This window comes from Phaeobacter sp. JH20_29 (assembly GCF_048056175.1).
In the GTDB taxonomy this organism is placed as follows: Bacteria; Pseudomonadota; Alphaproteobacteria; order Rhodobacterales; family Rhodobacteraceae; genus Phaeobacter; species Phaeobacter bryozoorum.
In genome coordinates, this window is record NZ_JAYMWO010000005.1 from 436,528 (window position 1) to 447,620 (window position 11,093).

General features: G+C 60.1%; 9 protein-coding genes. 8 read left to right on the plus strand and 1 reads right to left on the minus strand.

Annotated features, from left to right (window positions below):
* The first annotated feature begins 150 nt into the window (after window positions 1-150).
* From dnaN to VWZ85_RS04870, 3 genes are all read left to right on the plus strand, one after another.
* Window positions 151-1,272, plus strand: coding sequence for a DNA polymerase III subunit beta (gene dnaN / locus VWZ85_RS04860; RefSeq protein WP_340547234.1), 1,122 nt, complete (start codon window positions 151-153; stop codon window positions 1,270-1,272).
* Between the two features lie 97 nt (window positions 1,273-1,369).
* Entirely contained in the window at window positions 1,370-2,467 is a 1,098-nt protein-coding gene (recF, locus tag VWZ85_RS04865; RefSeq protein WP_416587274.1) for a DNA replication/repair protein RecF, read from the plus strand.
* Complete coding sequence (locus tag VWZ85_RS04870) at window positions 2,464-3,084, plus strand: LysE family translocator (RefSeq protein ID WP_340547236.1); 621 nt, start codon at window positions 2,464-2,466, stop codon at window positions 3,082-3,084. The genes recF and VWZ85_RS04870 overlap by 4 nt, the downstream gene beginning before the upstream one ends.
* Window positions 3,085-3,104: 20 nt before the next feature.
* Here the strand turns inward: VWZ85_RS04870 and VWZ85_RS04875 are convergent, their stop codons facing one another.
* Complete coding sequence (locus VWZ85_RS04875; protein ID WP_340547237.1) at window positions 3,105-3,698, minus strand: TetR/AcrR family transcriptional regulator; 594 nt, start codon at window positions 3,696-3,698, stop codon at window positions 3,105-3,107.
* Window positions 3,699-3,799: 101 nt separating this feature from the next.
* On the opposite strand from VWZ85_RS04875, the gene VWZ85_RS04880 reads away from it, so the two are divergent.
* The 5 genes from VWZ85_RS04880 (at window position 3,800) to VWZ85_RS04900 (ending at window position 10,513) form a co-directional block, all read left to right on the plus strand.
* Window positions 3,800-4,393, plus strand: a complete 594-nt coding sequence (locus tag VWZ85_RS04880) for an NAD(P)H-dependent oxidoreductase (RefSeq protein ID WP_416542751.1) — start codon at window positions 3,800-3,802, stop codon at window positions 4,391-4,393.
* Window positions 4,394-4,478: 85 nt separating this feature from the next.
* Window positions 4,479-6,896 carry a DNA topoisomerase (ATP-hydrolyzing) subunit B gene (gyrB, locus tag VWZ85_RS04885; protein WP_340547239.1) on the plus strand — a complete coding sequence of 806 codons (2,418 nt, stop codon included), beginning with the start codon at window positions 4,479-4,481 and terminating at the stop codon, window positions 6,894-6,896.
* Between the two features lie 623 nt (window positions 6,897-7,519).
* Entirely contained in the window at window positions 7,520-8,248 is a 729-nt protein-coding gene (locus tag VWZ85_RS04890) for a hypothetical protein (RefSeq protein WP_416595428.1), read from the plus strand.
* 148 nt (window positions 8,249-8,396) lie between these two features.
* Complete coding sequence (locus VWZ85_RS04895) at window positions 8,397-9,476, plus strand: peptidoglycan-binding protein LysM (protein WP_416587276.1); 1,080 nt, start codon at window positions 8,397-8,399, stop codon at window positions 9,474-9,476.
* Between the two features lie 11 nt (window positions 9,477-9,487).
* Entirely contained in the window at window positions 9,488-10,513 is a 1,026-nt protein-coding gene (locus tag VWZ85_RS04900) for a transporter substrate-binding domain-containing protein (RefSeq protein WP_416587277.1), read from the plus strand.
* The last annotated feature ends 580 nt before the right edge of the window (window positions 10,514-11,093 follow it).

Genomic DNA, 11,093 nt, shown 5'->3' on the forward strand with positions numbered 1-11,093 from the left:
GCGCCACGTTTATCGGGGATAAATCGAGCCCGGGGTCATCCGCCCTTGACGCTGCGGGCAATCCCTTGGACAAATCCATAAAAAGCCTTGTGCCGAAGGGGTAAAGCGTTACGTTGCTTCTCCCGGCCAGACGTTAGAGGACTTAGGGACATGAAGATCAGCATCGAACGCGGCACCCTGTTGAAAGCTGTGGCTCAGGCCCAGTCTGTGGTTGAGCGTCGCAATACCATTCCGATCCTGGCAAATGTGCTGATTGAAGCGGAAGGGGACATCGTTCAGTTCCGTGCCACCGATCTGGATATCGAGGTGGTCGACAAGGCCCCGGCCCAGGTCGAGCGGGCAGGCGCCACCACCGTGGCCGCCACCACGCTGCATGAAATTGTGCGCAAACTGCCGGATGGCGCTCTGGTCACACTCACAGCCGATGCCGCAAGCGGCCGTCTCACGGTTGAGGCAGGCCGATCAAATTTCTCGCTGGCGACGCTGCCGCGTGAAGATTTCCCGGTCATGGCTTCTTCGGAATATCATTCCAATTTCACGGCCAACGCCGCAGTGTTGCGTCGGCTGTTCGACAAGTCGAAATTCGCCATCTCCACCGAGGAAACCCGCTATTATCTGAACGGCGTCTATATGCATGTGGCGGATGGGGTTGAAGGCGGCAAGGCGCTGCGCTGTGTGGCTACCGATGGCCACCGCCTGGCGCGTATCGACGCCAATCTGCCGATGGGGGCAGAGGATATGCCCGGCGTGATCGTACCGCGCAAGACGGTGGGCGAGCTGCGCAAGCTGCTGGATGACGACGAAATGGATATCGCGGTTTCGGTGTCCGAGACCAAGGTCCGGTTTGCCACGCCCAGCATTACCCTGACATCAAAGGTGATCGACGGAACCTTCCCCGATTACACACGCGTCATTCCGGCAGGCAATACGCGCCGTCTGGAAGTGGACGCGGCGGAGTTTGCCCGCGCTGTTGACCGGGTTGCCACGGTTTCCTCCGAGCGGTCGCGTGCGGTGAAGCTGCAACTGGATGAGGATCGGCTGATCCTGTCCGTCAACGCACCGGACAGCGGCGCTGCCGAGGAAGAACTGGCCGTGGCCTATCGCGATGAACGGCTGGAAATCGGGTTCAACGCCAAATACCTGCTGGAGATCGCCAATCAGGTTGATCGTGAAAATGCGGTGTTCATGTTCAACTCCTCCGGCGATCCGACCCTGATGCGCGAAGGCAGCGACGAAAGCGCCGTTTATGTCGTGATGCCGATGCGTGTTTGACGTGGCCGATGGCACGGCCTGCTCTCCTGGCGGCTGAGCCGCCCGCCGCAACGGGCGATTTGAGTATTTTTGGAAAGATGACATCGGATCCCGCCCCATGCTGGCGCTGACTGAGCTGACACTGTCGCACTTCCGCTCGCATCTGCGGGCGGATTTGCATTTGGACGGGCGCCCGGTTGCCATCCATGGCGCCAATGGTGCCGGTAAGACCAATATTCTTGAGGCTGTTTCGCTGTTTTCGCCGGGACGGGGCCTGCGGCGGGCCAGTGCCGCCGATATGGCGCGGCGGCCGGAGGAGCTGGGATGGAAGCTGAAAGGGCAGCTGACCGTTGCGCGCCGGAGCTACGAGGTCGAGACCTGGTCCGAGGGCGGGAAGGCGCGACAGGTCAAGATCGACAACAAATCCGCAAGCCAGATTGACCTCGGCCAGATCTGCCGGGTGGTCTGGCTGATTCCTGCGATGGACCGGTTGTGGATCGAGGCCGCCGAAGGGCGCCGCCGGTTTCTGGACCGGATCGTGCTCAGCTTTGATCCCGGCCACGCCGAGGCGACGCTGCTCTATGAAAAGGCGATGCGTGAACGCAACCGCTTGCTGAAGGAACAGATCCGCGACCCCGCCTGGTACCGGGTTCTGGAAACGCAGATGGCTGAGAGCGGGCATCGCATACATGCAGCGCGCACCGCGGCGGTCGATCGGCTACGTATGGCGCAACAGGCTGCAGAGACGGCTTTTCCTGCGGCGGAACTGGAGTTGATCCAGTCCGACGGCGGTTTGCCGGACAATGCGTCGGATCTGCGCGAGGCGTTTGAGGAAGGGCGGTTCCGTGATCTGGCAGCGGGGCGGACCTTGCTCGGACCTCATCGCACCGATCTGCTGGGCACCTATGAGGCGAAGGCGCTGCCCGCGCGCGAATGTTCGACGGGCGAGCAGAAGGCGTTGCTGGTATCGCTGATCCTCGCCAACGCACGCGCGCTCATTGCGGAAGGCGGCGCGCCTCCTATCCTGCTGCTGGATGAGGTTTCGGCGCATCTGGATGTGGGACGCCGCGCGGCGCTCTATCAGGAAATTGTCCTGCTCGGGGCGCAGGCCTGGATGACTGGCACCGGCCCTGAATTGTTTGAAGAATTTGAGGGGAAGGCGCAGATGCTTACCGTAGAGGAGGGCGCCATGGGCTCCGAGGTGGTGGCGGGATGAGCATCTCTGTCTGGGATTTGATGCTTTATGCGGGTGGGCTATTCGTTCTGTTCCTGACGCCGGGTCCGGTTTGGCTGGCAGTGATTGCACGGGCCATGTCGGGCGGGTTCCAGGCGGTCTGGCCGCTGGCCCTGGGCGTGGCCTGCGGCGATATTCTGTGGCCGCTGGTTGCGGTGGCGGGCGTGTCGTGGATTGTGTCTGAGATTGCCGGGCTGATGGAGCTGCTGCGTTGGGTCGCAAGCGCGATGTTTCTGGTTATGGGGGGTATGTTGTTGCGACATGCAGATGCCCGAATCGAAAGCGACAGCGCCCTGACCCGTCCGGGGCTCTGGGCTGGATTTATCGCCGGCATCGCCGTCATTCTGGGCAACCCAAAGGCGATCCTGTTCTACATGGGTGTCCTGCCGGGGTTCTTTGACCTGCGCGCTGTGACGTGGCTCGATATCCTTGCCATTGTGGTGCTGTCGTTCCTGGTGCCATTGGTGGGGAATCTATGTGTGGCCGCTCTGGTGCACCGGGTGCGCTGGCACATCACATCCCCGCCGACGCTGCGCCGGATCAATATCGTGTCGGGCTGCCTGCTGATCGGTGTCGGCTGTCTTATTCCCTTTGTCTGATCAGTTCCGCCCTGCGTTGCTCACTGCTGTGGGGCCAGCCAGGGTGTGAGATATAGCAGCAGATCCTCGCGGAAGCTGCTGGGCGTATCATGCGCTGCACAGAATGACAGGGCGAGCACATGGTTGAGGAACGCCTGCATCCCCTCGGCCAGGACATTTGCGGGCTGATCCTGGCGCAGGGCGCCGCTGGCTTGCAGCTCTGCCACCCATCCCGACCACAAAGAGATCTGGCGGAAGAAACTCTGGGTGATCACCGCATCGGTTTCGGTGCCGGTGGTGCCTGAGTAGCGCAGCAGCAGATCGAAAATCACCCGATCCTGCGCCACGAACTGAACCACCGGCAACAGACGATCAATCAGCGCGTCCAGAGTGTCGGGGGTAGGGAGGGCTTCGGTTTCGTCGAGCACGGCCATTATGCGCGGGCCGATCAATGCGGCGAGCAGACCGTTCTTGTCGCCGAAATGCGAAAACAGCGTGCCCTTTGCAACGCCGGCCTCAGCCACGACATCCTCAACCCTCAGCCCGCTGTAGCCAGCGGTGAGGATCTGCGCGTCGGCGACCTCCAACAGGCGGGCGCGGGTTTCCAATCGACGTTGCTGCGGAGGGCGGGACATGGCGACCTTTCATAGAATTTGACCGTGGTCATTTTATATATTGACCACGGTCAGTTTTTGAATAAATTGACCTTAGTCAGTTTTAGGATTCAGAGGTTCTCATGTCCACGCGAAAAATCATCATCCTCAATGGCCACCCGGCGCCCAGCTCACTGTCGCAATCGCTCTGCCAGGCCTATCAGGCCGCAGCTGAGGGAGAGGGGCACGCGGTCCGGTATCACGATTTGTCCGCGATGCGCTTCGACATGGACTATGGCCAGGCGGGGTATCAGAATGTGAAACCTCTGGAGCCGGATCTGGCAGCATTTCTGACCGATCTCGAATGGGCCGATCACGTTGTGATGGCGACCCCGATGTGGTGGGGGGCCGTTCCGGCAAAGCTGAAGGGCGTTTTTGACCGGGCGCTATTGCCGGGGCGGGCCTTTGACACGCGAAACGTCAACTTCATGGGCGTACCTGCACCGATGTTGACCGGCAAAACCGCGCGGGTGCTGCTCACTTCGGATACGCCCGCTCTATGGCTGCGGCTGATCTACGGCAATGCCATCAAGCGGATTATCAGCAGTCAGATCCTGGGGTTTGTGGGCATCAAGCCGACCCGGTTCTCTTCCTTTGCCCCGGCCACGGACGCTTCTGAGGGGACCGTAAATTCCTGGCTGCGCAAGGTTGCGTCCCTGGGCGCCAGAGCGGCTTGATTCAACCAAGAAAAAAAGGGGCTTGCGCGTGACATTCCCGGCCAGACTTCGTATAAAATCCTGAAGCAAAGACAGGAAGATGTGAATGTCCGGAAACGAGCAGGCCCCCGCAGAATATGGCGCGGATTCCATCAAGGTTCTCAAAGGGTTGGAGGCGGTTCGCAAACGTCCCGGCATGTATATCGGGGACACCGATGATGGCTCTGGGTTGCACCATATGGTGTATGAGGTCGTCGACAACGGCATCGATGAAGCCCTGGCCGGTCACGCGGACCGAGTGGTTGTGAAAATTCACGCCGATTCCAGTGTTTCGGTGCACGACAACGGGCGCGGTATCCCGGTCGATATTCATGCTGAGGAAGGCGTCTCAGCCGCTGAAGTCATCATGACGCAGCTACATGCCGGTGGTAAGTTTGACAGCAACTCCTACAAGGTGTCTGGCGGCTTGCACGGTGTGGGCGTGTCTGTGGTGAATGCGCTCTCCGATTGGCTGGAGCTGCGTATCTGGCGCAACGGCAAGGAGCATGTCGCCCGGTTTGAGCGTGGCGATACCGCGGAACATCTTAAGGTGGTCGGCGACTGCGGGGATCAGACCGGGACCGAGGTCCGTTTTCTGGCCTCGACAGATACCTTCTCCAACCTGGAATACTCCTTTGAAACGCTGGAAAAGCGCCTGCGCGAACTGGCCTTCCTGAACTCTGGCGTGCGGATCGTCCTGATTGACGAGCGTCCGGCCGAACGGCTGGAAGTGGAGCTGTTCTATGAGGGGGGCGTCAAGGAATTCGTCAAATATCTCGATCGGTCAAAATCCCCTGTTATGGAGGCGCCGATCTATATCACCGGTGACCGGGATGATATTGGGGTCGAGGTCGCCATGTGGTGGAACGACAGCTACCACGAAACCGTGCTGCCGTTTACCAACAACATTCCACAGCGCGATGGTGGGACCCATGTTGCGGGTTTCCGTGGCGCCTTGACCCGGACCATCAACAACTATGCGCAATCCTCCGGCATCGCCAAGAAGGAAAAGGTCTCCTTTACCGGCGATGATGCCCGCGAAGGGCTGACCTGCGTCTTGTCGGTCAAGGTGCCGGATCCGAAATTCTCCAGCCAGACCAAGGACAAGCTGGTCTCCTCAGAAGTGCGGCCCGTGGTTGAAAGCCTCGTCAATGAGAAGCTTGCCGAATGGTTCGAAGAAAACCCAAATCAGGCCAAGCAGATCGTCGGCAAGATCATCGAAGCCGCCCTCGCGCGGGAGGCTGCCCGAAAGGCCCGTGAACTGACACGCCGCAAGACCGCGATGGATGTCAATTATCTGGCAGGCAAGCTCAAGGACTGCTCAGAGAAAGATCCCGCCAAAAGCGAAGTCTTCCTGGTCGAGGGTGACTCAGCCGGCGGTTCCGCCCAGACCGGCCGGGACCGGATGACACAGGCAATTCTGCCCCTCCGCGGCAAGATCCTGAACGTCGAACGCGCACGGTTTGACCGGATGCTGGGCAGTCAGGAAATCGGCAACCTCGTTATGGCGCTTGGTACCGGCATTGGGCGCGATGAATTCAACATCGAGAAACTGCGTTACCACAAGATCGTCATCATGACGGATGCCGACGTTGACGGCGCCCACATCCGCACGCTGCTGCTCACCTTCTTCTATCGTCAGATGCCCGAGTTGATCGAGGGCGGGTATCTCTATATCGCCCAACCGCCGCTCTATAAGGTGTCGCGCGGCAAATCCGAGGTCTATCTCAAGGATCAGGCTGCGCTGGATGAATATCTGATCAATCAGGGTGTCGACGGCGCGGTTCTGAAACTGGGCAGCGGCGAGGAGCTGGTGGGTCAGGATCTGGCCCGTGTGGTTGATGAGGCGCGCCAGCTGAAGCGCGTTCTGGATGCCTTCCCGACGCATTATCCGCGCCATATCCTTGAGCAGGCGGCAGTCGCCGGTGCCTTTGTACCCGGCGCCGTTGATGCCGATCTTCAGGGAGTCGCCGACAAGGTTGCGCAGCGTCTTGACCTGATTGCGCTGGAATATGAACGCGGCTGGCGTGGTCGTATCACTCAGGATAACGGTATTCGCCTGTCGCGTATCCTGCGCGGCGTCGAAGAGCTCAGGACACTGGACGGTCCGATGCTGCGCTCTGGTGAGGCACGGAAAACAGGGAGCTTTACCAACAGCCTGCAAGAGATCTACGGCTCAACTGCCACGCTTGTGCGGCGTGACCGCAGCCAGGCCATCCACGGCCCGCTCGGTCTGCTGAAGGCGATCCTCGATGAGGGTGAAAAAGGTCTGGCGCTACAGCGTTACAAAGGCCTGGGAGAAATGAACCCGGATCAGCTGTGGGAAACCACGCTGGACCCCGACGCGCGCACCCTGTTGCAGGTGCGGGTTGAGGATATGGTCGAAGCGGATGATCTCTTTACCAAGCTGATGGGCGACGTCGTGGAACCTCGCCGCGAATTTATCCAGAAAAACGCGCTCAGCGTGGAAAACCTGGATTTCTGATCGCATGTAGAGATCCGATAGCGCGGCGGGTTTACCCTCGACGCGCGTTCCATTCTTCGGACTTTGATGCCCCGCAGGTCACTGCGGGGCATCTTCCTGTTGACAGGCTGGATGCTCGGGCCGCGCGGTTCACGCTGACAGGAGTGCCCTTTGCACCCTCAGGTCCACCCTGACCGAGGAGCTATTGTTGCGGATATTGAGTGCAGGCAGTTCGCACCTAGCCATTCAGGTTTGCTTTCGACAGGCGCAAGCCGCAGGGGCGTTCATCTTATGATTGCATATCTGAGAGGCTGCGATCATCGCAACACCTCCGCGCCGACGCCTTTCCTGCGGTCAGAGGTCTGCCTATCGCTCGGGGCAGCATGTAGCGGAAGCGATGCGCTTTACTCTCTATATGGGCGGGTTCATCGCAAGTTCTGTGTAAGTTTACCATTCTACCGCAGAATGTTGACGCAGAATCGCTCGAAGGTTAAGAATCGGTTAACAAAACGCGGCTGGACCGCGATTTTCGGAGCAGCCGGGGGTAGTTTGAGCCGATGTTGAGCTTAAAGAAAGACAGTGTAACAAGTTCCGAGGCCGCAGAGGCCGGTGATCGGTCTGCCCGCACGGTCAGGATTGATGGTGTGATTACCTCTAGCAACAGTGCGCTTCGCTCGCCCCAGACGGGAAAAACCCGCAACACGGCAAATATTGCCGCAGTGTCCTCGGTCGCCACGGGTCAGGCCCGATCAGGCGGTGCTGCCAGCTCGACCGCCAAACCGGGCACGCACGGAAACCATGTGGCAAAGCCAAAGGTAAGAGGGCTTGGCACCGGGATGTCCCCGATTGCGAAACTTGGCGCCGCTGCGGCTGTTCTGGCGCTTTTTGCCGTTGGCCTCGCCGTGTTGCAGTTCGGATCTGATGACGTGACAGAGCCTGCGGCTGCCAAGCCGCGTGTCGCCCAGCTGCTGACTCCGCAGGCATTGGCCGGGCTTGATCCCACTGCGACATCTGCCGAACGTGCCGCCGCCGAAGAGCTGCTGACAGCAGCAGTTGAAACGGCTGCCCCCCTCAGCGCCGAGGATGCGTTGGTTGCGCAGATGACTGCCGGGACGTTGGCGGCGCTGCGCCGTGGCAGCCAGACCGCCACTGCCGCACAGCCGGCGGCCCCGGCTCCCGCCGCATCACAGGCGCACACGGCCCTTTATAGTATGGTACTGCGTGCCGTTGGGCAGGGCCAATCGCCCGCCTATATCGACCAGATGGTGAATGATGCCTATCGCAGCCAGTCGATCACGGTCCCCGCAGCTTTGATAGGGGCCGATGGGCGCGTTGACACGGCAACCATCCTGGCGCTGTTCGTCGGCCAGTAATACCGGCGCAAGACGCCCGCGATTCCCGGTTTTCTGCATTGGCCGCAACGGATGCTTTGCAGAGATGCCTGCTTTCAACAAATCACGAGACAAAGAGGCGGCGCCCATCAGTGGCGCGGGACGCCCAGTTAAACCCAAGAGGGACAAGATGAGAAAACACCTGATCGCGGCGCTGTGTAGCGTCGCAGGCCTGCTGGCCAAACCCGTGGCGGCGGAAACCTGCGGCGGCACATATAAGGTGCGCCCCGGCGATAGCCTGTCGCTGATTGCCGACCGGCTTTACAAGGATGTGGGCATGTGGAGCGCAATCCATAGCCGCAATATCGACGCCATCGGCCCGCGCCCAGACGCGATCCGCGTCGGGATGGAACTGACCATGGCCTGCCTGAACGGGCTGCCCACCGGATTGCCCGGCGGCAAAGCGGTGGCGGATGCACAGCCCGTTGTCGCGGCGCCGGTCAGGGTGAAGCCCGGTACCGCCGCCGTGCGCAGCAAGATCAACCTGCTGACCGGCGACGACTATGCGCCTTTTACCTCCAAGACGGCACATAACGGCGGGTTGATCACCGAGGTGGTGAATGCAGCGATGACCGATGCGGCACCTGCGCAGGGGTTTGCGATCCACTGGGTGGATGACTGGGCGTCCCATTTCGACCCACTGCTGTCGAACGCGCTGCTGGACCTCGGCTTTCCCTGGTACCGCCCGGATTGCGATACCATGCCGGAGAGCTATCGCTGCGTGAACTTCCTGTTCTCGGACCCGATGTTCGAAACACTGATGCTGCTGTTCGTGGATAAGTCACGCCCCTTCACCTTTGAGAGTGACGCCGATATCGAGGGCAAGACCCTGTGCCGCCCGGCTGGTTATCTGACCTTCGATCTGGATGGCTATGGTCGCCGCTGGATGGAAGACAAGAAAATCACTCTGAAGCAGCCGCATAAGGTGGCCGACTGCTTCGAGATGGTCGCCCGGGGAGAGGCCGACGCCGTCGCGATCAACGAATTCACCGGGCGCAGCGTGATGAAGGAAAATGACCTGCTGGACCAGTTCGATGTGCTGCCGCTGCCCCTGTCCGTGCTGGGGATCCATGTGGTGGTTCACAAAACCCACCCGCAAGCTGACGATATGCTGTCGATGATCAACACAGGCCTGCGCAATATTCGCGGCAATGGTCAGTATCAGGCCATCATCGAAGACCACATGGCCAGGATCTGGGCCGGCTTCTGAGGGAGGGCGCCATGCTGAGACATCTTTCAACACTGGCGGTCGCATTGGTGATGGCCACAGGGCTTGCGCCCGGCGCGGCCCATGCCATCTGCAACGTCGATTACCGGGTTCAGCCCGGCGATACGCTCTTCTCGATTGCCGAAACCCACTATAATGACCGCAGCCGCTGGACGCTGATTTATTACAGCAACCAGCATGTGCTCGCAGGACCCAGCGTCATCCCGGGCAAGACCCTGCATATCCCTTGCGCGCAGCAGGCCTCAGAACCCGATGCCACACCTCTGCGTAAGGATGATGCCGAAATGAAGCTTCTGACCGGTGGCGGTTTTGCGCCTTTCACCGATCAGGCGCTGCCCGGACAGGGCATGGTCACCGAACTGGTGAACGCGGCGCTGGAGCTGACCCCGGCACCGGTCTCCTATTCCATCACCTGGGAGCAGGACTGGTCAAAGCATCTGTTCCCGATGCTGGATGAAAAGCAGTTCGACATGGGTTTTCCCTGGCTGAAACCGGATTGTTCGGCGACGCCTGACGACAAGCGGTGTGTGAACTTTCATTTTTCGGAACCGCTGATGACCATTCCGATCATGGTATTTGTGCGGGCGGATGCACCTTTTGCCTTCGACAGCGACGCCGACATGCTTGGCAAGAGGCTCTGCCGCCCCGAAGGCTACTACACTCATGATCTGGAACGCAGCGACCGCAAGTGGTTGAGCAGCGGTCAGGTCACTCTTGTGCAGGCGGCTGATCCTGGGGCCTGTTTCCGCAAACTGATGGCGCACGATGTAGATGCCGTCTCGCTGAACCTGTTCCTCGGGGCCAATACGCTGATTGCCGAAGGGCTGCGCGATCAGGTGATCCCGCTGGAGCGTCCACTGTCAGAAGAAGGGCTGCATGTGGTGATCTCGAAACGTCATTGGCGTGGCACCTCCCATCTGTACCGCATCAATGCGGGGCTGAAGGCGCTCAAGGCGGATGGCCGCTTCCAGGAAATCGTTTCACGTCATCTCGAGCTGTTCTGGGCTCAACTGCAATAATCGGCGGATGCTGTCGGCGGGTTATGCCTGCCGCCTCGCAGAGGCCTCCCGCCCGAATTGGAAAGAGCTCCCAATTCCGTTGGGCCAAGCGCCGCGTCCCCTGCCGGGGGCGCGGCGTGCGCATATTGAGGGGACAGCATATTGTGCTGTCCGTGTTCCGCTGGACTGCAAGGACTGTGCCTTTCGACCCGGCTGCGTGGCTCACACATCTGACGCATATAGTAGACACATATGACGAACGGGCTGCGGCAGGCACCGATAGGCAGGGGGATGTCTATCCAGGTGGCTCGATATGTCCGACCCTCATCTGCGCGGCGGACTTACCCCGCGCGGCCATGTACCCTCATCGAGCGGCGCATCACCCCTTACTTCTGGATTTTGCCTCGGGTCCTCCTGAAACCGTCTGAGGTTGACGGTGTTAGGTGTGATTCACGGGTTTTGGGTGTTCTGGGGTGTGGATATGTTGGGTGAGTCTGTGGGTAAGTTGCTTATGGGGGTTTCTGTGGGTGTGGTCTGGCGGTTTTCTGCGGGATTTCAGGTCAGGTCTGCTGACTTTGTTTCCATGTAAGTCATTGTAAAT

Coding starts and splice junctions, on each gene's coding strand:
- VWZ85_RS04900 (WP_416587277.1), top strand. CDS start 9,488: ATGCTGAGACATCTTTCAACACTGGCGGTCGCATTGGTGATGGCCACA.
- VWZ85_RS04875 (WP_340547237.1), bottom strand. CDS start 3,698: ATGTCCCGCCCTCCGCAGCAACGTCGATTGGAAACCCGCGCCCGCCTG.
- dnaN (WP_340547234.1), top strand. CDS start 151: ATGAAGATCAGCATCGAACGCGGCACCCTGTTGAAAGCTGTGGCTCAG.
- VWZ85_RS04895 (WP_416587276.1), top strand. CDS start 8,397: ATGAGAAAACACCTGATCGCGGCGCTGTGTAGCGTCGCAGGCCTGCTG.
- VWZ85_RS04870 (WP_340547236.1), top strand. CDS start 2,464: ATGAGCATCTCTGTCTGGGATTTGATGCTTTATGCGGGTGGGCTATTC.
- recF (WP_416587274.1), top strand. CDS start 1,370: ATGCTGGCGCTGACTGAGCTGACACTGTCGCACTTCCGCTCGCATCTG.
- gyrB (WP_340547239.1), top strand. CDS start 4,479: ATGTCCGGAAACGAGCAGGCCCCCGCAGAATATGGCGCGGATTCCATC.
- VWZ85_RS04880 (WP_416542751.1), top strand. CDS start 3,800: ATGTCCACGCGAAAAATCATCATCCTCAATGGCCACCCGGCGCCCAGC.